General features: G+C 58.0%; 18 protein-coding genes. 4 read left to right on the plus strand and 14 right to left on the minus strand.

The window, feature by feature from the left end:
• Positions 1-37: 37 nt before the first annotated feature.
• Positions 38-880 (minus strand): mechanosensitive ion channel family protein, encoded by an 843-nt coding sequence (locus tag QN399_RS13325; RefSeq protein WP_322217929.1) that lies wholly within the window; start codon positions 878-880, stop codon positions 38-40.
• Between the two features lie 11 nt (positions 881-891).
• Positions 892-1,371 carry a YajQ family cyclic di-GMP-binding protein gene (locus tag QN399_RS13330; protein WP_219062239.1) on the minus strand — a complete coding sequence of 160 codons (480 nt, stop codon included), beginning with the start codon at positions 1,369-1,371 and terminating at the stop codon, positions 892-894.
• A 175-nt stretch (positions 1,372-1,546) separates the two neighbouring features.
• Between QN399_RS13330 and QN399_RS13335 the strand changes: the two genes are divergently transcribed.
• The 3 genes from QN399_RS13335 (at position 1,547) to QN399_RS13345 (ending at position 5,158) form a co-directional block, all read left to right on the plus strand.
• Positions 1,547-2,464 (plus strand): putative 2-dehydropantoate 2-reductase, encoded by a 918-nt coding sequence (locus tag QN399_RS13335; protein WP_322181779.1) that lies wholly within the window; start codon positions 1,547-1,549, stop codon positions 2,462-2,464.
• A 79-nt stretch (positions 2,465-2,543) separates the two neighbouring features.
• Positions 2,544-4,580, plus strand: coding sequence for an ATP-binding protein (locus QN399_RS13340; protein ID WP_322181781.1), 2,037 nt, complete (start codon positions 2,544-2,546; stop codon positions 4,578-4,580).
• Between the two features lie 2 nt (positions 4,581-4,582).
• Positions 4,583-5,158, plus strand: a complete 576-nt coding sequence (locus QN399_RS13345; protein ID WP_330201030.1) for a cob(I)yrinic acid a,c-diamide adenosyltransferase — start codon at positions 4,583-4,585, stop codon at positions 5,156-5,158.
• 11 nt (positions 5,159-5,169) lie between these two features.
• On the opposite strand, the gene QN399_RS13350 is transcribed toward QN399_RS13345, so the two are convergent.
• The 4 genes from QN399_RS13350 to secA form a co-directional block, all read right to left on the minus strand.
• Positions 5,170-6,114: a Nudix family hydrolase gene (locus QN399_RS13350; RefSeq protein ID WP_322181785.1), complete on the minus strand. Its 945-nt coding sequence runs from the start codon at positions 6,112-6,114 to the stop codon at positions 5,170-5,172.
• Positions 6,111-6,743 carry a glutathione S-transferase family protein gene (locus QN399_RS13355; protein ID WP_322217936.1) on the minus strand — a complete coding sequence of 211 codons (633 nt, stop codon included), beginning with the start codon at positions 6,741-6,743 and terminating at the stop codon, positions 6,111-6,113. The genes QN399_RS13350 and QN399_RS13355 overlap by 4 nt, the downstream gene beginning before the upstream one ends.
• 90 nt (positions 6,744-6,833) lie before the next feature.
• Positions 6,834-8,051 carry a bifunctional glutamate N-acetyltransferase/amino-acid acetyltransferase ArgJ gene (gene argJ, locus QN399_RS13360; RefSeq protein ID WP_330201031.1) on the minus strand — a complete coding sequence of 406 codons (1,218 nt, stop codon included), beginning with the start codon at positions 8,049-8,051 and terminating at the stop codon, positions 6,834-6,836.
• A gap of 125 nt (positions 8,052-8,176) precedes the next feature.
• Positions 8,177-10,912 (minus strand): preprotein translocase subunit SecA, encoded by a 2,736-nt coding sequence (secA, locus tag QN399_RS13365; RefSeq protein ID WP_322217939.1) that lies wholly within the window; start codon positions 10,910-10,912, stop codon positions 8,177-8,179.
• A 306-nt stretch (positions 10,913-11,218) separates the two neighbouring features.
• On the opposite strand from secA, the gene QN399_RS13370 reads away from it, so the two are divergent.
• Positions 11,219-11,674, plus strand: coding sequence for a DciA family protein (locus tag QN399_RS13370; RefSeq protein WP_322181793.1), 456 nt, complete (start codon positions 11,219-11,221; stop codon positions 11,672-11,674).
• A 93-nt stretch (positions 11,675-11,767) separates the two neighbouring features.
• Here QN399_RS13370 and QN399_RS13375 read toward each other — a convergent pair whose 3' ends face one another.
• The 8 genes from QN399_RS13375 to QN399_RS13410 all read right to left on the minus strand — a co-directional run bounded on the left by QN399_RS13375 (position 11,768) and on the right by QN399_RS13410 (position 23,915).
• The gene (locus QN399_RS13375; protein WP_330201032.1) at positions 11,768-12,559 is read right to left on the minus strand and encodes a DUF6708 domain-containing protein; all 792 of its coding nucleotides are present in this window, start codon (positions 12,557-12,559) and stop codon (positions 11,768-11,770) included.
• Positions 12,560-12,950: 391 nt separating this feature from the next.
• On the minus strand, positions 12,951-16,391 hold the full coding sequence (locus tag QN399_RS13380; RefSeq protein ID WP_330201033.1) for a toxin VasX: 3,441 nt from the start codon (positions 16,389-16,391) through the stop codon (positions 12,951-12,953).
• Entirely contained in the window at positions 16,388-17,263 is an 876-nt protein-coding gene (locus QN399_RS13385) for a DUF4123 domain-containing protein (RefSeq protein WP_330201034.1), read from the minus strand. The genes QN399_RS13380 and QN399_RS13385 overlap by 4 nt, the downstream gene beginning before the upstream one ends.
• On the minus strand, positions 17,256-19,298 hold the full coding sequence (gene tssI / locus QN399_RS13390) for a type VI secretion system tip protein TssI/VgrG (RefSeq protein ID WP_330201035.1): 2,043 nt from the start codon (positions 19,296-19,298) through the stop codon (positions 17,256-17,258). Before tssI ends, QN399_RS13385 begins: the two co-directional genes overlap by 8 nt.
• Before the next feature lie 201 nt (positions 19,299-19,499).
• Positions 19,500-20,411, minus strand: a complete 912-nt coding sequence (gene lpxC / locus QN399_RS13395) for a UDP-3-O-acyl-N-acetylglucosamine deacetylase (protein WP_219062250.1) — start codon at positions 20,409-20,411, stop codon at positions 19,500-19,502.
• Between the two features lie 112 nt (positions 20,412-20,523).
• Complete coding sequence (gene ftsZ, locus QN399_RS13400) at positions 20,524-21,714, minus strand: cell division protein FtsZ (RefSeq protein ID WP_219062251.1); 1,191 nt, start codon at positions 21,712-21,714, stop codon at positions 20,524-20,526.
• A 66-nt stretch (positions 21,715-21,780) separates the two neighbouring features.
• Positions 21,781-23,034: a cell division protein FtsA gene (ftsA, locus tag QN399_RS13405; RefSeq protein ID WP_219062252.1), complete on the minus strand. Its 1,254-nt coding sequence runs from the start codon at positions 23,032-23,034 to the stop codon at positions 21,781-21,783.
• Between the two features lie 14 nt (positions 23,035-23,048).
• Positions 23,049-23,915: a cell division protein FtsQ/DivIB gene (locus QN399_RS13410; RefSeq protein WP_322181807.1), complete on the minus strand. Its 867-nt coding sequence runs from the start codon at positions 23,913-23,915 to the stop codon at positions 23,049-23,051.
• Position 23,916 lies beyond the last annotated feature (1 nt).

Below are 23,916 nucleotides of genomic sequence, written 5' to 3' on the forward strand. Positions count from 1 at the left end.
CGACTCGCGGGGCTTTTTGTTTTTCAGCAGAGCCGGCTTATTGTGCGGCCGACTCCTGCACCACGCGAACCATCCGCTGTGGTGCAGGGATATTGATGTTGGCGGCCTTCAAACGATCCCGCGCTTCAATATTGAAATGAGCGACGACATCGGCATAGTCGCCGGTCTTGGTCCATGCACGCAACGACAGGGTAATAGCATTCTCGCCCAACGTCGTGACCACCGCCTGAGGCGCCGGATCCTGTAGCACGCGAGGATCCTGAGCCATCTCCAGCAACACCTGCAGGGCTTGCCGCAGATCAGCGTCATGCTCCACACCAATGTCAAAGACCACCTTGCGAGTTGGCTGACGGTTGGTGTTGGTGATGATGCCATTGGACAGGATGCCGTTAGGCACGATCACGGTCTTGTTATCACCCGTGCGCAGAACCGTATGGAAGATCAGGATGTTGTCGACCGTGCCGCTGATGTTTTGGGCTTCGATCCAATCACCAATGCGGAACGGGCGAAACAGCAAAATCAGCACACCGCCAGCGAAGTTCGCCAGACTGCCCTGCAACGCCAGACCGATGGCCAGACCCGCAGCACCGATGGCGGCCACGAACGAGGTCGTTTCGACACCGATCATCGACGCGACGCTGACGATCAGCAGCACTTTGAGGACGATGTTGGCCAGGTTGCTGATAAATCCCTGTAACGCCAGGTCGGCATTGCGCAACGCCAGTAGCCCACCCAGTTTGCGCGTCACTTTGTTGATCAGCCACCAGCCGATACCCAGAGTAACCACGGCCAGCAACACTCGGCTGCCATACTGCAGAAACATGGGAACCCAAGACTGGGATACCTTTACCAAATGATCAACTTCAGCATTCAAATCCATTGAGGTCACCTTTAGTCGCGAAAGTTGTTGAACTGCAGGGGCATGCCGAACTCATGACCCCGCAGTACCGCCATCGCTTCTTGCAAATCATCACGTTTCTTGCCGGTCACACGGACTTGCTCGCCCTGAATAGCGGCCTGCACCTTAAGCTTGGCGTCTTTGATATGAGCGACGATTTTCTTCGCCATCTCTTTATCAATGCCTTCCTTGAGGGTGGCTTCCTGCTTCATCAATTTGCCGGACGCATAAGCATCCTTGAGCTCAAGGCATTGCACATCAATCTTGCGCTTGACCAGGCACAGCTTGAGGATTTCGACCATCGCCTCTAGCTGAAAATCTGCCTCGGCGGTGAGGTTCACGGTCAACTCCTTGAACTCGAATGTGCCTTTGCCTTTAAGGTCGTACCGACGATCCAGCTCTTTGATGGCATTGTCGACGGCGTTAGTGACTTCGTGTTTATCCAGTTCGGACACTACGTCGAACGAGGGCATGTAATTTCTCCAGATAAACGGCGCGGCTCGATATGAAGATGGAGCACGCCTGACTTGACGGTATGAATGCGCCGTCATTATAACGAGACTTTCCCCACCGTCGCTGCGAGCCTGCCATGTTGAATTCCAATTCCTTCATTCAACACCCCGTCATGCCTTCGCCAGTGAATGGCTGATGGCTGTTATCTGGCACGTTTTGGGCGTCGGCAGCCTCGGCAGCCTGTGGGCGACCCGCCTGGCGCGCGCCGGATTACCGGTACGCCTGATTTTGCGCGACCCAACGCGTCTGACGGCCTACAAGGCCGCCGGCGGTCTGACCCTGGTCGAGCAAGGCCACGGCCACACCTTGGCCATCCCCGCGCAAACATTCGACGCCGCCGAACCCATTGAACGCCTGCTGGTAGCGTGCAAAGCCTATGACGCCGAAGCCGCCGTCGCTCGTCTGGCTCCGCGATTGAGCGCCAATGCTGAACTGATCCTGTTGCAAAATGGCCTCGGCAGTCAGGATGCGGTCGCGGCAAAGGTGCCCCATGCCCGCTGTATATTTGCATCGAGTACCGAGGGTGCTTTTCGTGACGGCGACTGGCGTGTGGTATTTGCCGGCCACGGCTACACCTGGCTCGGCGATGCCAAGGACCCGACGCCGCCCACATGGCTGAACGAGCTACAGGCCAGCGGCATCCCTCATGAGTGGACCCCGGACATCCTCACCCGGCTCTGGCGCAAGCTGGCGCTGAACTGCGCGATCAACCCACTGACCGTACTCCATGACTGCCGCAACGGCGGGCTGGCAACCCACCACTGCGAAGTCGCGACACTGTGCGCTGAATTGACCGAACTGCTCGGTTGCTGCGGCCAGCCCGCGGCAGCCGAGGACTTGCACAGCGAGGTCGAGCGGGTGATTCAGGCGACGGCAGCCAACTATTCGTCGATGTATCAGGACGTCGCCCACGGCCGCCGCACCGAAATCAGCTATCTGTTGGGCCACGCCTGCGCGGTAGCGGCGCGTCATCAGTGCTCGCTGCCGCACCTGACTCAGCTGCAAGCGCGACTGATCGCCCATTTGCAGTCACGCGGGTTGCGCACCGACTAGATTACGGCGCGGCCAATATTGCTCAGTGCCTGAACCCCGCGTTACCCTGCGGGTTCATCAATCGCCTGTGATTTGCCCGATGCCATTGCGCCAGCGCCTAGAAAACCTACCGGTAGGACAGAAGCTTCTGGCCGCCTTGCTGGTCTTGTTGACCACGGTATTGTTGGTGGCCAACCTGACCTTCATCAGCGCCGCCTATTACATCTCCCAAGAAAGCATGGCCCCACAAGCCTTGCAGACCATTGGCCGACTGCTCAGCAACCCCGGTCTCAGCCAGGACGCGTTAACGTCGGAAAGCAACGCCAAAGCTTTGCTCAAGGAGCTCAAGAGCTATAGCTCATTGCGTGCGGCAGCACTGTACGACAACAACGGTGAGCGTCTGGCGCAGGTACAGCAGGGCGAAAAACTCAACTTGCCCGAACGCTACAAGAACATAGAAGGTTGGCGCCTGACCGAGTTTCGCAGCACTCAACTGATTCCCATCCCCAAAGCAGGAGAAGCTCCAGGCTACCTATTGCTGGTGGCCAGCAGTGAGCTGCCGATGGCGTTTTACACCGGCACGCTCACCGCCAGCCTGGGGATTCTGGTATTCAGCGTATTGCTGTGGCTGATCATCGCCCGGCAGATTCGGCGCCTGATCACCGAGCCGATCTACCAGCTCGAACAGCTGTCGCGCCAGGTGACCCGCGAGGAAAACTACGCACTGCGTGCCAAACGAGGCAACGACGATGAAATCGGCAGCCTGGCGGAAGCCTTCAACACCATGCTTTCGCGTATTGAAGCCCGGGAGCAGCAACTCAAACGTGCGCGGGACGACTCTCAAGACGCCTACGACCAAGCACAGGGCCTGGCAGAAGAAACCCGCCACACCAACCGCAAACTCGAACTCGAAGTGCAGGTGCGCAGCAAGATCGAGAAGAAACTCACCGGCTTCCAGAACTACCTCAACAGCATCATCGACTCGATGCCGTCAGCGCTGATCGCGCTGGACGAACAGCTGTATGTCACGCAATGGAACCAAGAGGCCAGCGCCCTCTCCGGCACACCTCTGGATGAAGCCCTCAATCAGCCGATTTTCCTCGCCTTTGAGCCAATGAAAGCTTTCCTGCCGAAGATCAAACACACGGTCGAGCGACACACGGTCACCAAGATCGAGCGGGTCACCTGGATCAAAGATGAAGTCCCTCACCACTATGCACTGACCTTTTATCCGCTGACAGGCGGCGCAGGCCGTGGCGTGGTGATCCGCATCGATGACATCACCCAGCGGCTGTCGCTGGAGGACATGATGGTGCAGTCGGAGAAGATGCTGTCGGTCGGCGGGCTTGCGGCCGGCATGGCGCATGAAATCAACAACCCCCTAGGCGCAATCCTGCACAACGTGCAGAACATTCGCAGACGCCTGTCGCCGGATCTGCCGAAAAACATCGAGCAGGCCGAACAAAACGGCATTGATCTGGCGCAGGTCAATCGATACCTGGAAAGCCGTGAAGTGCCTAAATTACTCGAAGGCATCCAGCAGGCCGGCGCCCGCGCCGCCAAAATCGTCAGCCACATGCTCAGTTTCAGCCGACTCAGCAACCGACAGATGGCGCCCTGCGACTTGCCCGCCTTGATCGATCAGGCCGTAGAGATCGCCAGTAACGACTTCGACCTGACCATCGGCTTCGACTTCAAGGGCCAGGCCATCATTCGCCAGTTCGACCCCAACCTGGGCCCCGTACCCGGTACGGCTAACGAGCTGGAGCAGGTGCTGCTCAATTTGCTGAAGAACGCCGCGCAGGCCATCCATCAACGTGCAAATGATAGTGAACCGGGACGCATCATCCTGCGTACCCGCCTAAACCCGCCTTGGGCCGAGATCCAGGTCGAAGACAATGGCATCGGGATGTCTGAGAACGTACGAAAACGCACCTTCGAGCCGTTTTTCACCACCAAGGAAATCGGTCAAGGCACAGGGCTCGGTCTGTCCGTGTCGTACTTCATTATCACCAACAACCACAAAGGCCAGATGGAAGTGCAATCGACCCCAGGCCAAGGCACTTGCTTCACCCTGCGCCTGCCGCTGGCCGGCAGCGCAATCAACGTTCAGGAACAGTCCCTTTCGGAGTTATAACCATGGGCTTTCGCCTGTCGAAAATTTACACACGTACGGGCGACAAAGGCGAAACCGGCCTTGGTGATGGCCGCCGCGTACCCAAGGACCACCCGCGTATCGAGGCCATTGGCGAGGTCGACACATTGAACAGCCAAGTGGGCGTATTGCTCGCAGGGTTGGCGGAGCAGGTCGAGCATTATCCGGGCTTGAGCGAGCTGATCGAGGTACTGACGCCTTGCCAGCATCGGTTGTTCGATCTGGGTGGCGAGTTGGCGATGCCTGCGTATCAAGCGCTCGACAACGCTGAAATCGAGCACCTGGAGGCAGCCATCGATCTATGGAACGAGACGCTGGGTCCGCTGGAAAACTTCATTCTGCCGGGCGGTTCAGCATTGATCGCGCAGGCCCACGTATGTCGCAGCCTGGCCCGCAGCGCCGAACGCCGTTGCCAACACCTGAATGCCCTCGAACCACTGGCAGGGGTTGGCCTGGCCTACATCAACCGACTGTCGGACCTGCTGTTCGTGGCGGCGCGTTTGATTGCCAAGCGTCAGGGCATTGCCGAGATTCTTTGGCAGGCGGCGCCAAAACCGTAGGAGCGCGGCGGTCAGACCTCTGGCCAAAACGCCCGAATCCCTGCCACGCCCTGCGCGCCGCTTTCCCAGGCGCGCTGACGATCATCGACACCGACACCGCCTAGCAAAAACACGGGCTTGCTGAAGCCGGCGATCAACTGCGTCGCCTGCTCCCACCCCATCGGCAGCGCGTCTGGATGGGTTTGCGTAGCTTGCACCGGAGACAACGTGACGAAATCCACCCCCATCTGCTCGGCCAGCGCCAATTCCTCAGCGTTGTGACAGGACGCCGCCAGCCAGCGTGCAGCAGGGAACGGTCGGCCTGCGCTGGCGAGTTTGCGCAACTGCGCCGCCGTCAGGTGCCACCCAGCAGCCGGGAAGTCACCCAGCCACTCCAGCGGCCCTTTGAGCATCAACTGCGCCTTGCCTGCGCAGAGTCCAACGGCATCCACCGCCAAGTCGCGATATTTCGGGTCGTACCCGTTCGGCGAGCGCAGCTGTACCAGCTTGATGCCTCCGGCTATCGCCTTCTGCAAACCGCGCAGCAATTCTGGCGTTTCCAGCCCCTCGGGGGTAATCAGGTACTCGCCAGGCAAGCGTGCTGCCGCGACGATAGGCTGATTCGCCGCCGGAAAGTCATAGTCCACCAGCTCGCGCGCAGACGCCCACGCCAATGGCTGGCCTTCGGCGCCATGCGGCTCACCGATGAATGCCGATACTTCCCAGACATCCAGCAACACCTGCTTGTCCGGGTAGTCGTGCTGAACCTTGATCAACGGACGAGCGGTGACAACCACGATACCCAGCTCTTCCAGCAGCTCGCGTGCCAGCGCGACCTCGACCGTTTCACCGGTCTCGACCTTACCGCCGGGAAACTCCCACAAACCGCCCTGATGCTGAGTATCGGCACGTCGTGCGATAAGGATCTTGCCGTCGTTACCACGGATCACTGCCGCTGCTACATGAACTCGTTTCACCGCACCACTTCCTCTAAACCTGCTTTCTGCCAGCGCTGAAAAGCAGGCCACTGGTAAATTGTTTCAACATACGCCTGCGCCTCTGCGGGCAATGCCACACGATAGGTCCGCAGGCGCACTGCAACCGGAGCGAAAAACGCATCCGCCGCGCTCAGCTTACCAAACAGATAAGGACCACTCTCAACGGCCGCGGCACGACACTCAGCCCACAACGCAACGATACGATCGATGTCGGCCTGAGCGTCGGCAGGGATCACGTCCAGCGCCGCATCACGCCGAAGGTCGAACCCCATGTGCGTGCGCAAACCCATGAACCCGCTGTGCATCTGCGCGCAGGCTGAGCGCGCCTGGGCCCGGGCAGCGATATCCTGCGGCCAGAGTCCCGCCTCAGGAAAACGCTCGGCCAGGTACTCAATAATCGCCAAAGAGTCAGCAATGGTCCCGTGTTCGGTTTTCAGGAGAGGCACTTTGCCGGTCGGCGAATGCTCAAGCGCCCGTTGCCGACTGTCTGGCTGATTCAGCCAAATCACTTGCTCGGTATAGGGCACGCCGATCATATCCAGCGCCAGCGCAGGACGCAGCGACCAGGAAGAAAAGCGTTTGTCGCCGATAATCAGGTGCAAGCTCATGTTCGGGACTCTCCAGGAGGGCGGATCGATCACCTCAGGTGGGAGCAAATACATTCGCGCCCACCTGTTCAGCTAAAATGCGCGTCCAGATTACGTACGGTATTCCGCGTTGATCTTCACGTACTCGTGCGACAGGTCGGTGGTCCAGATGGTTTCGCGGCATTCACCTCGGCCCAGCTCGATGCGGATGGTGATTTCAGCTTCGGCCATGACCGCCGAGCCCTGAGCTTCGGTGTAGGTGGTTGCACGGCAGCCCTGGCTGGCGATGCACACAGCACCGAGGAAGACGTCGATCTTGCTGACGTCCAGATCCGGCACACCCGCGCGGCCCACCGCAGCAAGGATCCGGCCCCAGTTGGGATCGGAGGCGAACAACGCGGTTTTGATCAACGGTGAGTGCGCCACGGCGTAAGCCACGTCCAGGCATTCCTGATGATTGCCGCCGCCATTTACTTCAACGGTGACGAACTTGGTTGCGCCCTCGCCATCACGGACAATGGCCTGAGCCACGTCCATGCATACTTCGAACACCGCTTGTTTAAGCGCAGCGAACAATGGACCTTTAGCCTCAGTGATCTCCGGCAATGCGGCCTTGCCCGTCGCGATCAGCATGCAGCAGTCGTTGGTCGAGGTATCGCCGTCGATGGTGATACGGTTGAACGACTTGTTGGCCCCGTCACGCAGCAGGTCCTGCAACACGCTCTGCGCGACCTTGGCGTCAGTAGCGATATAGCCGAGCATGGTCGCCATGTTCGGACGAATCATCCCGGCGCCCTTGCTGATCCCCGTCACGGTGATGGTCACGCCTTCATGCTGAAACTGACGGCTCGCCCCCTTGGGCAACGTGTCAGTGGTCATGATCCCGGTTGCCGCAGCGGCCCAGTTATCCACAGACAGATCGTCGAGGGCGGCTTGCAACGCCCCTTCGATTTTCTCCACGGGCAACGGCTCACCAATCACACCGGTGGAATATGGCAGCACAGTATCGGCGTCGACACCCGCCAGCTCCGCGAGCTTGGCGCAGGTACGCGCAGCTGCGGCCAGCCCCGGCGCGCCGGTGCCCGCGTTGGCATTACCGGTGTTGGTCAACAAATAACGCACAGGGCCTTTTACACGCTGCTTGGCCAGAATCACCGGCGCGGCGCAGAACGCGTTCAGCGTGAACACGCCTGCCACACTGGAACCTTCAGCGCAGCGCATGACCACCACGTCTTTGCGCCCTGGGCGCTTGATTCCGGCAGAGGCAATGCCAAGTTCAAAACCAGGAACCGGGTGCAACGTCGGCAAAGGACCAAGACCAACAGCCATGAAGTGCGCTCCTTGAAAGCTATCTGCGCCGCCCGCATCGGTACGGCTCAATCGATGGAAAAACGCCGCGACGGCTGGGCCGGTCGCGGCGCGGGGTATTTCAGGTTAACAACGCCAGGCTGAACTTAGTTGATCTGGCCGTGGCAGTGCTTGAACTTTTTGCCCGAACCACACCAGCACACTTCGTTGCGACCCAGTTTCTGATCGTTGCGAACCGGTGCCGCTGCGACGGCAACATCGCCCTCCTCCAGCAGCGCTTCGGGCTGATCCAGACCTGGAGCCTCAGCGTGTTCGAACTGCATGCGGTGAGCCAGCTCCTCGGCGTCGCGACGCAGACGGGCTTCTTCTTCGGCCGGGTCTTCGCGGCGAACCTGAACGTGAGACAGCACACGAATAGTGTCGCGCTTGATCGAGTCGAGCAGTTCCTGGAACAGCGCGAAGGACTCGCGTTTGTATTCCTGTTTCGGGTTCTTCTGTGCATAGCCCCGCAGGTGGATACCGTGACGCAGGTGATCCATGGTCGACAGGTGGTCTTTCCACAGGTCATCGAGGACACGCAGCAGAATCTGCTTCTCGAACGTGCGCAGCGCTTCGGCACTGGCTTGTTCTTCTTTATCGTTGTACGCGGCCAGCAGCTCTTGCAAGAGCTTCTCGCGCAGGGTTTCTTCGTACAGATGATCGTCTTCGTCGAGCCACTGTTGGATCGGTAGCTGAACGCCGAAATCGCTGTTCAACGCCGCTTCCAGGCCCACGACATCCCACTGTTCTGGCAGCGACTGTGGCGGAATGTGCTGGCTGACAAGGCTGTTGAGCACGTCCAGACGGAAGTCAGCGATGGTGTCACCAATGTTGGTCGCAGCCAGCAGGCTGTTACGCATATGGTAAATCACTTTACGCTGTTCGTTGGAGACGTCATCGAACTCGAGCAGTTGCTTGCGAATGTCGAAGTTACGGCCTTCGACTTTACGCTGCGCTTTTTCGATCGCATTCGTCACCATGCGGTGCTCGATCGCTTCGCCGGACTGCATGCCCAGCGCTTTCATGAAGTTTTTCACCCGATCAGAGGCGAAAATGCGCATCAGGCTGTCTTCCAGCGACAGGTAGAAACGGCTGGAACCTGTATCGCCCTGACGACCGGCACGACCGCGCAGCTGGTTATCGATACGGCGAGATTCATGACGCTCGGAAGCAATTACATGCAGACCACCCGCTTCGATCACTTGCTGATGGCGTTTCTGCCAGTCGGCTTTGATCTGAGCGATCTGCTCAGGGGTCGGCTCTTCCAGGGCCGCGACTTCCACCTCCCAATTGCCGCCCAACAGAATGTCGGTACCACGACCGGCCATGTTGGTGGCAATGGTCAGCGCACCCGGACGACCGGCCTGGGCGATGATTTCGGCTTCTTTTTCGTGATACTTGGCGTTCAGAACCTTGTGATCGATGCCTTCCTTGATCAACAGGCTGGACATGTGCTCGGAGGTTTCGATGGTTGCCGTACCCACCAGTACCGGACGCCCCTGGGCCAGGCACTCTTTGATATCGGTGACGATGGCGGCGTATTTTTCTTCGGCGGTCAGGTAGACCAGGTCGTTGAAGTCTTTACGCGCCAGCGGCTTGTTCGGCGGAATAACCGTTACCGACAAGCTGTAGATCTGATGGAACTCGAACGCCTCGGTGTCCGCTGTACCGGTCATACCGGACAGCTTGTTGTACAGGCGGAAGTAGTTCTGGAAGGTGGTCGATGCCAGGGTCTGGCTCTCGGCCTGAATATTCAGCACTTCCTTCGCTTCGATGGCCTGATGCAGACCTTCGGACAGACGGCGACCCGGCATGGTACGACCGGTGTGTTCGTCGACCAGCAGGATCTGACCGTCCTGGACGATGTACTCGACGTTGCGATGGAACAGTTTGTGTGCGCGCAGACCGGCGTAAACGTGGGTCAAGAGGCCCAGATTGTGCGCCGAGTACAGGCTTTCACCCACCGCCAGCAGGCCGACTTCAGTCAGCATCTCTTCGATGAACTGGTGACCGGCTTCGTTCAGTTCAACCTGACGGGTTTTCTCGTCAACGGTGAAATGCCCGGCCTTGGTAACAACACCTTCCACTTCCTCGATGTGCTGCTCGAGTCTCGGGATCAGTTTATTGATTTCGGTGTACAGCTTGGAGCTGTCTTCAGCCTGACCGGAAATGATCAGCGGCGTACGCGCTTCATCGATCAGGATCGAGTCGACTTCGTCGATTACAGCGAAGTTAAGCTCGCGCTGGAACTTGTCTTCCATGCTGAAAGCCATGTTGTCGCGCAGGTAATCGAAACCAAATTCGTTGTTGGTGCCGTAGGTGATATCCGACGCATAAGCAGCGCGTTTCTCTTCAGGCGGCTGGAAAGGCGTGACGACGCCGACGGTCAGACCGAGGAATTCGTAAAGCGGACGCATCCAGTTGGCGTCACGACGAGCCAGGTAGTCGTTCACGGTAATAACGTGCACGCCCTTACCGGCCAGCGCGTTCAGGTAAACCGCCAGTGTCGCCACCAGGGTCTTGCCTTCACCGGTACGCATTTCAGCGATCATGCCTTCGTGCAGGGCTGTGCCGCCAATCAACTGGACGTCGAAGTGGCGCATACCCATGACACGCTTGCCGGCTTCGCGGGCAACCGCAAAAGCTTCAGGCAGAAGTTGATCGAGGGTCTCACCTTTGGCTAAACGGGCCTTGAACTCTTCGGTCTTGGCACGCAATTGCTCGTCCGAAAGGGCCACCATTTGCTCTTCGAAGGCATTGACGGTGACGACCGTCTTGAGCATGCGTTTGACTTCACGCTCGTTCTTGCTTCCAAAAAGTTTCTTTAACAAAGGCGCAAACATATCGACAGGATCTTCCACACATAGGGATGGAGGGCGGCCCCGTGAGTCGCCCGTGCAGCCCTTATGGCCGCATGCGAACGAGCATTCTACCCGGAAACGGTGGTGAGGAAAGTGGCGTTATTCCACGATACCGGCACAACGCTCTAATGGGGCAGCTTTACAATAGGGCCGTTTTTTCGGACTTCAACCCATTGAGGGGAAAAGTGACGCATTGAATGTGTCCATAAAAGCACGGAAAACCCATCTAACGAAGCCGTGCGGGCGCTTTCTGCTACCATGGCCGCTCCGTAACTCAAGGTGTCCCACATGGCATTTCGTCCCCTCTCGGCAAGGGCGCCGGCCGTCTTGCTCCGCGAGGCGAAGCCGCTTAAAGCCATATTCCACCACGCTCAACGCCTGGCCCACTTACAGCGCCTGCTCGAAACCCAGCTGCAACCGGCTGCTCGTGAACACTGCCACGTCGCGTCCTGGCGTGAAGGCAGCCTGTTGCTGATCGTGACCGACGGTCATTGGGCCACGCGCCTGCGCTATCAACAGAAACGCCTGCAACGACAGCTGGTCGCTTTTGAAGAATTCGCCAGCCTGACGCGCATCCTGTTCAAAGTACAACCGCCTACCGTCCAACAGGGCGCAACAGGACACACCATCCATCTGTCGGCCAACGCCGCAGAAAGCATCCAGGCCACGGCAGAGGGTATTACCGACCCTAATCTGCGTGCCGCGCTGGAGCGGCTAGCGAGTCATGGCAAGCCCAAGGGCTGAAGAAACACTGCCGGACGCTGCCGCTATTGATACGGCGTGCGCAACGCTGGCACCGCGCCCATGCGTCCTGATCTGCAGGGATGCGCCTATTGGTCACTGAGTCTTCTTACCCAGCAGTGCGCAGGCGTTCATGAAGGTCATTTTCTGTTTGCGCATTGCGTCTTCCACCGTGCGCGTGGCTTTTTGCAGGACGGGGCTGGGTTTGGCCCATTGATCGGTGGGGATCGGTTGCGACCAGCGCTGCACGTGGTCGGGCAACACGGGGGAACCGGCTTTGTGACCCCACTCGGCTATCATGTACGGCATTTTCCAGAAGGTTAAAACCCGGCGCACGTACCACCAGCGCACGGGCCAGCGGGTGCGAGGCTCAAGGCCGACTCTGGCGAGATACTCATCACTCAACGGGCAGTGCAAATCGCCCATGTCTTCCTTGATCCGCCGCTCCACGTCCCACGTGTGTAGCCCTTCGTAGGGTCGAAGTTCATCCTCGGTCAACTCCCGCCCCAACAGCATCTTCAGCCAGTCGCCCGTTTGATCCTTGGGAATGCCTTGCTCCATGTACATACGAATGGCCTCCCAGGTGCCAATGGCATGGGCCTGGCTAGGTTTACCGACCAATACGAACTGCACGGTGTCGTTTTTCTCGTCCTCCAGCCCCATGCCGAAGGTGTAGAACTGGGTGGCACCGTATTGGGTGACCATTTCTGATTGGGACACCCAGGCGACCACGCGCTCCCATGGCACGACCAGTACTTCGTGGGTGTCGCTGTCGACGAAACAAACTTCGCGACGTTGGCGGTTGAAGCGCAGGGGGTATTGTTTGGCTTGGGTGCGGACGCCCTCGACAATCGTATAACCGACGGTGCCAACAGATATAACCCCCATACACATCCCGACATAAAGACATGCCTGGAACCCCATCCAAAGAAGCCCCCAAAAAGAACGTTCGATATCTGCGGGTGAAAATATGATGATCAACGTCGCCATCAATATGGGAAAGAAGACCAAAACAATTAGCGTCAACCAAATGGCCCAAGCGAATAATTTCCCCTGAAAAACCATGCCGTTGTTGCTGCCGCCCATCTGCAGATACACATCATTCATCGCTGAGAAATTCTGCATGCTCACGGGCGCTTGACCGGTACACACCGGCAACGGTGCTAAATACAGTGTTTCTTCCAGCCCATGCTTCCGCACCTCGCCAACAGTAGGACGATTGTTTGTGATGTCCTGCGCTGTCATGGACGGCGCAGGGTTTTCTTTACGATTGAATACTCTACTCAGCATCGAGGTACTTCAACTCGTCCTGCTTCAAGAACCAGGGTTCGATGGGTCTGAGCCGAGCAGGAAGTTCTTTGTGCGGTTTGTAGTTGAACGTCCCCTGTTGCTCAATCCTCACCCCGTACACAGTAGAGCGATGAATATCCAGAACATGAAAAATCGTCCGATGGCGCAGCGGACGATGGTCTTCCACCTTGTAGCTGACGGCCAGTGCCAGGCCGAAAGAGTCGGATAACTCCAGGGAAAAAATAGGCAGTCTCAAGACCAGCCCCTCATTTCCCTGACTGAGTACCGTAAGTCTGTTAGCAACATATTCGCTACGTTCCTCCCAGTAAGGTGGAACGTACACTGCTCGCCCAACGCGCTTGTAAGGTTGCTCGCTGGGTTGACGCTGATACACTTCAATTGACACTTCGCGACGGTCCAGTTCGGCGGTTCTTACCCCTGGGAAGGTCAGGCGCAGCTCAGTGTCTTTACCGTTACGAATCAGCTGACACAGGGGCTGCTGGACCACGGTGGCAAGATCACTCCAGTCATCCTCCAGCCCTTGGTTGAGGTCGTCATGACCCCATGCGCTGTGATGTATCCACTTCTTCATGTCATCCAAATTGAAGTAGTTATAGAGGCCTTCACCGACCAGTTGCAGGGCCATGCCAATAATGCCAATCACATTCGCTCGTACGGCAACGTTGATCAGTCGCGGACTTTTCTCCGCCCACGCCATAGCGCGCAGTTCTTTGGGCAGGCGCATGATCTCTCGGGTAATCGCAGCCGTGTGACGCAATGCCCAGGTGTTGGTTCCGACCAGCAAGCCATCGCCGCTCATTTGCAGCGAAGTTGTGGCCAATTTCTTGCCGTCGCCTTCCGACAAGGCCTCCCCCCATTGCTTGGCATGCCGATCTAAATCAATAGCGGCGGCGATGGCCCCAAAGGCAAAAGCACCTAGTCCAGTGATTGCCGACCACCTACCCAGTCGACTCATGGCATTGAGCTTGCCAGCCGCGCTTTCCATTTCGCCGATATGGGCTTGTAGCACGTTGATGGCCAAGCCTTGAGTGGCAGCAAACCCAGCAGCTGACATCCCAACCAATGAATCCAGGAACATACCAAAATCCCTAAGTGTCGCGGTTCTACTGCTCGCCAAGTCACTCATCAGATTCACAAACTTCATCGCATGCAAATAAAACAACACTACCGCAATCTGATCGCCCTTGGACTTGAGCACACTCGCCACCGGTCCTTTGAACGTGCCACTGCTCCGGTAATCACGCACGGTGCGTTGCATCTCTTCGCTCAACTCGGCATCCATGCTGCCCAGCACCAAGCCAAACTGGCTGGGGCCCTTGCCACCTGGCGTCAATGCCTGGCTCAAGCGATCTTCTACCGGTGCCATTCGGGCTTTAAGGGCGACAATCTGATTACTCAGCCCCTTAACGTCGCGCTCCCAAATCAGGTCGTGACGACGTTGTTTGTACAGCTCCTTAAGTTCGTGGCGCATGTTCAGGGCGGTACTACGGTCATTGGTAAAGTTCTGGATTTCAATCGGTGTAGCTGCACGTAATGTCAGGCCACTGGTAGCGTAAGCGCTCAGCAGGCGCAATCTGGCTGCCGAACCAATGTTTCGGATAAATTCATTGGGATTAATGTTGGCACCGCGCTGAAAGTCTTGCTGCATGATGTCCAGGCGATGTGCCGTCCGCATCTGCCTCGCCGGGTCATACGCCCCGCCCAACAAACTGCTCAACCCCTGAAACTCCCCAGTCAACCGCTGATAGTTCGGCAAGCGCTGCCGCATCAAACTGTTGAACTGGTTAGCCAGTGCATCCAGCTCCGCCACAGCGCCGGGGGCGTCGGTCAGCTTGATGCTGAAGTTGCCGAGGTCGGCGAGTTTTTTCTTCAGATCCAACTGATCGGCGCTGCCGAGGGTATCCAGCCCTGGCACCTGGACCAGCGGATTTTTCTCCAGATAGGCTTCCAGTTGCACCATGGCCTCACGGTCATCGCAGATAGCGGCGACGCACTCGAGCTCGGTTTCCAGTCGATGTCTGATCTGCTCGTTTTGCTGGAAATCGTAGTACCACGCAGCGCGATGGAAATGGCCTTCGACGATCATCTTCAGGCGGTCGGCGCGGATGCGTTTGAGCTGGCCTTGCCAGTGTTGCAACAGGGTTTGTTGTTTGAGCACAAAGGCTTGCATGGCGTGCCGATTCACCAGGTCATCGATACCGCGCTCACCCGGTTCGGCACCGTGCAGGGCTTCGTAGGTCTGGAAGTTCAGCTCGACGATGGCCTCTCGATGGTGTTGCCAACGCGGGTCACCCAGCGCATCACGTAATTCCATGGAGGCTTTGGCGAAGGGATTGGTCTGCGCCAGCTCACGCCAGTGACTCTCGTCGCCGTACACCCCCGGCCCGTGATAATCGCGTTTGATGCGTAAGTAGTTCAGCAGCGTCTCGCGTTCTGATTCGGTGGTGTCCTTGATCAACGCGGCATAACGCGGGTCATCGGTGGCCAGCTCGCTCAAGCGTTTCTGGCTGACGTCGTACAGGGACTGAATGTAAGCGCCCGTGAGGTACTGGCGTTGCAGGGCGTCATCGTCGCTCCACTGACCGATCCAGTCAGCGACCTTGAGCTGGGCGGCGGCCAGGTCGCGCATGATGCCGATGTCGTCACGTACCACCAGAAACAGGAAATCGCGCTGGTGTGCGCCATCGACCTGGCTGGTCAATTCTTCGATCCAGGTGTGGCGAAACAGCGGCGTGTGTTCCCAGATGTAAGCGGTGTTTTCTTCCGTGCTTGCGCCGTCGGGCAGGGTCTTGCCCGGGGCTTGATCGACCGGGCCGCGACCGCCGGTTTCGCAACGATTTTCCGCCACTTCCGCCAGCCAGTCTGTGGCCTGCTTTTCGGTCAGTAAATGCTGGCCTGTGTGCTCACTGCTGGTGGCGGTCAGGTCGACGCGTTGCATGAAGTGTTCGCGCTCGGTGGCGTGCCGGATCACTTGCGAGCACTTGTAGGCGGTCCACTGAATTTCCGAGTAGGCCACGTACACCGTGCTGCGGCGAGCGAGGGTCAGGGTGGACCCACCTTCGATGGCATGCTCCCGGACATCGCTGGCGACCTCGGTGCCCTGCCACAATAATTTGCTCAGAGAACCTTGTTCCACGAAGTACTCGTGCAGATAACCGGTTGTGTTATCGATGACGTACAAGTAACCGTTGCGCAACAAGCGAATGCCCATGGCCTTGCTCTGCAAGGTGTGGGGCATGGGGATGTCCGAGGGAGGCGTAAGGTGCTCCACCAGGCCGTAGCGGACCGGCAGCAACTGGATCGTGGTTTTGGTCAGTGGGCACACCCCTCCAGCGCTGACGTTATCGCGACTGCGGGACTGGGCGATCAAATTAGCCAAATGGCCACGGGGGGTCATGAGGTCGGTCATGGGTGGCTCCTGCGCTCGACCAACGTGGTGATCATTGCGATACGCGTGCTGGGTGGGAGTGGGGACGCGGGGTTCAGCAGGCTGGCGATTTCTGGATCGGCCACAAGCCGCTGTTCGCTTAGAAAACCATGGGCGTTGGCGTACAACCAGATGTCGGCCTCGCTTTCAAAGCCGAGTTCGACTGCCCGCTTTGCCAGGCCACGCAAGTGCTGCCAGCGCTGTTGGGGCTGCAAATCCATGCGGTAGTCGGGAAAAAATTCGCCCATGTGCCCGTAGAGTTCGGTCACATTTTTGTCGAAACTGGCTTCATTCAGAAGCTCCACCTGCCGCTCGTTCAGTCGGTACAACGCGGCGTGGTTCGGAGCGGGTCGCTCACCGGCACGGGTGTAGTGGCGCCAACCGTCGCTCACCGCGTTGACGACCATGACCCGCAGGCAAGGTCCAAACAGGGTGGACGTCGAGGATACTGTGTCGCTGAACACCGCATGGGCCACTGCCGGATCGGCGATGCGCAGCAGCATTTCCTCACCCGAGGGGTGTTCGACGCTTGCCAGCCAGCGCCAATGCGCGGCCACCTGCTCCCATGGGGCATCGCAGGCCAATAGATAACCCCAATGCTCTCCGACATGGGCCAAAAACTGCTCAAGAATGGGGTCACTCGGCTCTTTCAGGCGTACAAGACAGGGAGAGAGCGCCCTGAATTGCGCAAACCGGGTCCGCAGATAAATAACCTCGACTGTCACCTCGGGGTCCCATTGAAACAGACGCGGCAGCAGCGTCTTGACCTGTACTGCATCCAGCAACAGCGCAACGGTATGCTCCCAGGAAAAGTCGTCGGGCAAACACAGGGTTGGTTTTTTTGCATTAATCATGGGTCTGCTCCGTGTTGGCTAGCACGCACAGCGGGCACAGCAGTGGCATGCGCGAAGCGGTATCGGTTTGCCCTTTTGACGCGAAGACGATCGACGGCGGAACCCCTCCTGCAATCAGTGTTTGAGTGTCGCCGGGGGCCAACGGCATTGCAGGGGTCCCCGGTACCGGTGCGCCGCCGACCTGGATCGGTGTACTGCTGAAAATCCCCGCCGGATTGATGACGATGTGCTGACCGTTGATCGACAGCGTCAAGCTGAGGCCACCGCTGATGACGATGTTGTCACCGCTGATGTGCACTTCTTGCCCGGCGGCCATCAACAAGTCGCCACCGACGCGGGTGTGACTGCTGCCAGCGACGTCGAGGTGATCGTCGGCCAACAACTGCACTTTGCGGGCGCCGGTGACGGTGACGTTTTCCTCGGCCTTGAGCACGGTGGTGCTGTTGCCTTTGATGGTTTCCAGACGTTCGTTGCCGATTTCGATGCGGCTGTCGTTCTGGATCAACTGCTCCATGTCGCGCTGGGCGCGGAGGTAGATCAGCTCTGCCCCGCTCCTGTCTTCCAGGCTCAGCTCATTGAAACCAGACGTTTTTCCGGTGCTTTTGCTGCGCAAAACGGTTTTAGTTTTGTTTTCCGGCAGGTTGTGAGGCACTTGATGGGTGTTGTTGCTCAGGCATCCGACCACAATCGGCTTGCAGGCGTGCCCTTCTTCGAAGGCGACCAACACTTCCATGCCCACGCGGGGGATGGTGACCGCGCCGTATCCGGCGCCGACCCAGCTGGAGGCCACCCGCACCCAGCAGCTGGTGCTTTCGTTTTCTTCACTGAGGTCCCAGTGAAAACGGACTTTTACCCGCCCGTATTGATCGCAGTGGATGTCCTCTTCGGCAGGGCCGGTCACCACGGCGGTTTGCATGCCTTGAATCTTCGGGACTGGATGTTTGAGGGCAGGCCGAAATTGCACGGTCTCGCGGATAGCAATGAACTCATTGCGATAACCCTGAGTGATTCGACCGGACTCCACCGGCTCGTCACTGACCGCGTACTCCTCTAATACAGCAGGCTGGCGACCGTCATGAAACACCCAAGTCGGTAGCCAGACCATGTTCCAACCCGGCTCCGGGTGTTCTTCTACCTTTAACGGCGTGCCACTGCGCAGCAAAGGCTGGTCGCTCTGACCTTGAGCAAGCTCAGCATCGCCGCGAAGTCGCTCCAGCGCCCGACGCGTGCGTACCCGTCCTTGGTGCGCGGTATCAAACTCTCCGGGGTAGATGTACGTCTCAAGGTTCGGAAATACCTTGGAGTCCCGGTCCGCTTCCAGCGAGAGGTGTGCGTTTTGGAAGTCGTAATCACGGTGGGTGACGCGGCTGGCGCGGGTGCTCAGGCCTACGCCGAACGCCTGGATCACCGGATGCTCTGCCGCCATGCCGTTGATCGGCCGAAACGGCATCACCACGGTGGGATTGCCCGCGTGATAGAACTCGGTTTCCTGATCGGCGAAGATCAGTTGGTGCCCTTCCGGGGAGTGCTCGAAGTAATAGAAGTAGCCTTCGGCCTCGCACAAACGGCTGACGAAATGCAGGTCAGATTCATCGTACTGAACGCAATATTCATGCGGGACCGGTTTCTCCGGGCCGATGTTGAACAGCACGTGCAAACCGTTCAGCAAACCATGCCCCTTGAGCACGTCGCGGAGGATGGCTTCAGTGGTCAGGTTCTGGAAAATCCGCCGATTACTGGCGTGCTGCAAATAGCGCAGAAACGGCACCATTACCAGTTGGTAGTGGCTCAACCGGGTGCCCACTTTGCCTTTCCGGATGGAGTAGATATGGCCGTGCAGGCCCTGATCGCCAAAGGCCAGATAGGCTTCTTTGTGCAGCAGGCTTTCCAGCTCGCGCGGCGGTCGGTCGGTGACCACATCGACGGTGATTTCGAAGCACTCGCTGATGGCCTCTTCGCCGGAAAAGGCTAGAACAAGTAACTCGTTGTCTTTAGCTCCTTTGATGCTGAGCGTGAACGTTGGGGCAGTGGGCATCGCCGTTCTTCATATCGGAATGAACGGTAATTTTGGGTAGATAAATCGACTAAAGGTATCCCACCCTGCCGACAAACCCAGTAGGAGACGTCTCTCAATTTCGCAGGGTTATTCTTACATTCTCCCTGCACTCTTCAACAACCATAAAAAAAGGCCACCCGAAGGCAGCCTTAAAAAATAAAAGGAAAGAGAGAGTACTAATTACACGGCCGCAACAGGACGCATGTAAGAGATCGGGGCGGTGCTGGCGTCTTCGAAGGTCACGATTTCCCAAGCATCTTTCTGCGCAATCAATGCGCGAAGAAGGACGTTGTTCAGTGCGTGCCCAGACTTGAAGCCTCGGAACTCGCCTATCAGGCTATTGCCCAGCAGGTAAAGGTCGCCGATTGCATCCAGGATTTTGTGTTTGACGAATTCGTCCTCGTACCGCAGGCCGTCCTCGTTAAGCACGCCATCCTTGTCGACCACGATGGCATTTTCTACGCTACCGCCAAGTGCGAGATTGTGCTTGCGCAGGTACTCGATATCACTCATGAACCCAAAGGTACGGGCGCGGCTGACTTCTTTAACAAAAGAAGTACTGGAAAAATCCACGGTTGCACTTTGGGTACGGTTACGGAAAACAGGGTGGTCGAAGTCGATCTCGAAACTCACCTTGAACCCTTCGAAAGGCAGGAAAGTGGCGGTTTTGCCGTCCTCTTCCACAGTAACTTCTTTCAGGATACGAATGAATTTCTTGGCTGCGTCCTGTTCTTCCAGGCCGGCAGATTGAATCAGGAATACGAAGGGTCCCGCGCTGCCGTCCATGATTGGAACTTCGGAGGCAGAGAGTTCGACGTAGGCGTTATCGATGCCAAGGCCAGCCATGGCCGAAAGCAAGTGCTCTACCGTGTCCACCTTGGTGTCCCCGCTGACCAAAGTGGTCGACAGGGTGGTGTCACCGACGTTTTCCGCACGGGCAGGGATCTGCACCACAGGGTCGAGGTCGGCACGACAAAACACGATGCCGGTATTCACAGGTGCGGGCTTGAGGGTCAGGTAAACCTTTTCCCCCGAGTGCAGGCCTACACCTGTGGCACGGATAATATTTTTCAGGGTGCGTTGTTTAATCATGGCATTGGCCGCTTCAGCGCAAGTTGCGAACTGGTATCAACAAAGGCTGGCGATAATAGCAGACCCGGCCTTTGCTGAACACCAATCACCCTAATACCCCTGATACATTTCATCAATCGGCCTGGCGACGCAGGAAAGCCGGGATATCCAGATAATCCAGGTCATCGTGCGGGTTCATCTTCGCAGCAGCGGCAGCACCGGCGTGAGCCTGGTTGCGCATCACAGTCGGACGGTCCAAATCGCGGTAATTCACCGACGGCAGCTCCTGACGTGCAGAAGGTTGCACCGCAGCATGTTGTTGCGAGGTCTGCAGGGTGTTGTCGATCACCTTCACAGGTTTCTCGATTTTCGCGCCCAGGCCAGTGGCAACCACGGTCACGTGCAACTCGTCGCGCATGTCCGGATCGATAACCGTACCGACCTTGACCATCGCGTGCTCGGAGGCGAACGCTTCAATGATGCTACCCACGTCCGAGTACTCACCCAGGGACAGGTCAGGACCGGCAGTGATGTTGACCAGGATGCCGCGAGCACCTTGCAGGTTGACGTCTTCGAGCAGCGGGTTGCGGATGGCTGCCTCAGTCGCTTCACGTGCACGGTTCGGACCGCTGGCGCAGCCAGTGCCCATCATCGCCATACCCATTTCGCTCATCACGGTACGTACGTCAGCGAAGTCGACGTTGATCATGCCCGGACGTTTGATGATGTCGGAGATACCGCGAACAGCACCGGCCAGTACATCGTCAGCCTTGGCGAAAGCCGACAGCAAGCTGGCGTCCTTACCGAGGATGGTCAGCAGCTTCTCGTTAGGGATGGTGATTAACGAGTCAACGCTTTCCGACAACAGGCGGATGCCTTCATCGGCGATCTGCATGCGTTTGCGGCCTTCGAACGGGAACGGACGAGTCACCACTGCAACGGTGAGAATCCCCATTTCCTTGGCCACTTCGGCGATGATCGGTGCAGCACCGGTACCGGTACCGCCGCCCATGCCAGTGGTAATGAACACCATGTTGGTGCCCTGTAGCACTTCAGCAATGCGCTCACGGTCTTCCAGTGCAGCCTGACGACCTACTTCAGGGTTGGCACCAGCACCCAAACCCTTGGTCACACCAGTGCCCAATTGCAGGATGGTCCGTGCGCCGATGCTTTTCAGCGCTTGTGCGTCAGTGTTGGCGCAGATGAATTCCACACCTTCGATGTTGCTCTTAACCATGTGGTTAACAGCATTACCACCACCACCACCAACACCGATAACCTTGATTACCGGGCTTTGCGGGACGTTGTCTACGAGTTCGAACATTTTCCCTCTCCTTTCATTTTCTCTAGTTTTTTCGCCTACTGCCTACCACTACTACTGCTTTGAAACTTAGAAATTGCCTTGCACCCAGCGCTTGAGGCGCTCGAATACCGGTGTTTTAGGTTCATCGCTATAGCTGCTGCTACTGATGCCGGACAACGAAATACCGTCGGATTGCTTTTGCAGCCCGTACAGCAACAGCCCCACACCAGTGGAATAGATTGGGTTGCGGACGACGTCCGAGAGCCCTTTGACACTGTGCGGCACGCCGAGGCGTACCGGCATATGGAAGATTTCCTCGGCCAGTTCGACCGCGCCTTCCATTTTTGAGGTACCACCGGTCAGCACGATGCCGGCCGGGATCAAGTCTTCATAACCACTGCGACGCAGCTCGGCCTGAATCAATGTGAACAACTCGTCGTAACGCGGCTCGACCACTTCAGCCAGCGCCTGACGGGACAACTCACGTGGTGGACGGTCGCCGACGCTTGGTACTTTGATCGTTTCGCCGGCGCCAGCCAGTTTGGCCAGGGCACAGGCGTAGCGAATCTTGATCTCTTCGGCGTATTGGGTAGGTGTACGCAACGCCATCGCGATGTCGTTGGTAACCTGATCGCCCGCAATCGGGATGACTGCGGTATGACGAATAGCGCCTTCGGTGAAGATGGCGATGTCGGTGGTGCCGCCGCCGATATCGACCAGGCAAACGCCCAGTTCTTTCTCATCATCCGTCAGCACCGAATACGCGGAAGCCAGCTGTTCGAGAATGATGTCGTCAATTTCCAGCCCGCAACGACGCACGCATTTTTCAATGTTTTGTGCGGCATTGACGGCGCAAGTCACCACATGAACCTTGGCTTCCAGACGTACGCCCGACATCCCCAAAGGCTCACGAACGCCTTCCTGGTTGTCTATCACGTAGTCCTGCGGCAGGGTGTGGAGCACCCGCTGATCCGCTGGAATCGCCACGGCCTGGGCGGCATCGAGTACACGCTCCAGATCCGCCATGCTGACTTCACGGTCACGGATCGCCACGATGCCGTGGGAGTTCAGGCTGCGAATGTGGTTGCCCGCTACACCGACGAAAGCCGAGTGAATACGGCAACCGGCCATCAGCTGAGCTTCTTCAACGGCGCGCTGGATCGATTGCACGGTGGACTCGATGTTCACCACCACGCCCTTCTTCAGGCCACGGGAAGGATGCGTGCCGATACCGACGATTTCCAGGGTGCCATCCGCCCCGACTTCGCCCACCAACGCCACCACTTTGGAGGTGCCGATATCCAAGCCGACGATCATTTTCCCGCTTTGCACGTTTGCCATGGTCCTGCCTCTTATCAATTCTTCGCGACGGCGGGTTTGTCCGTCGTAGGCGCAACCTGCTCACGCCATCCCACGGCAAGGCCGTTGGAGTAACGCAGGTCGATGCGCGCAATATTCGTCATCTGTTCTTTAAGCGTTTTTTCATAAATGGCAATAAATCGGCGCATTTTTTCCACCAGATGGTCGCGTCCCAGTAACAACTCGATACCCGGGCCCGCACTGCCTGCACCAGTGGTCAAAAACCAACTGCCACGTTCACGTAATTCCAGACGTACGATGGAAAAACCCAACGGCCGTAACATCTGACTCAACACCTGATACTGCTGCATCACCTGCTGCTGGGCACGTTGAGGGCCAAACAGTTGAGGCAGATGCTCGTAATTGGCCAGCTCGCGCGGGGTAAACGCCTGACCCTGGTTGTTCAGCAGCGCCTCTTCACCCCAGCGCGCCACCGGCAATTGTTCTTCCAGACGAATGACCACCTGATCGGGCCAGACACGCCTGACTTCGGCGTGGGCGATCCAAGGCATTTGTTCCAGTTCGGTGCGCATCCCTGCGAGGTCGATGGTGAAGAAGCTCGCCGCCACATAAGGGGCGATGCGCTGCTGCACCGCTTGCTGGCTGATATAGCTCAGATCACCCTGCACATTGATCCGGGTAATTGGCCGGTCGGCATACGGCAACAGCCGCTGCGCGGCTTCGTAGGTACCGAAGCCCAGAACGACCAACATCACAGGCCAGAACAGGCGCTTGAAGAATCCGAGGTTTGCTTTAGGCAGACGCATCGACAGCGGCTCTTTGGCCACCATCCGACTGGCACCACGCGGCACCGGCTTGCGGCCGGGAACGGGTTGCTGATGACGTAGCATCGCGCCTTGCATG

It is taken from the genome of Pseudomonas sp. 10C3 (genome assembly GCF_036346185.1).
Classification (GTDB): domain Bacteria; phylum Pseudomonadota; class Gammaproteobacteria; order Pseudomonadales; family Pseudomonadaceae; genus Aquipseudomonas.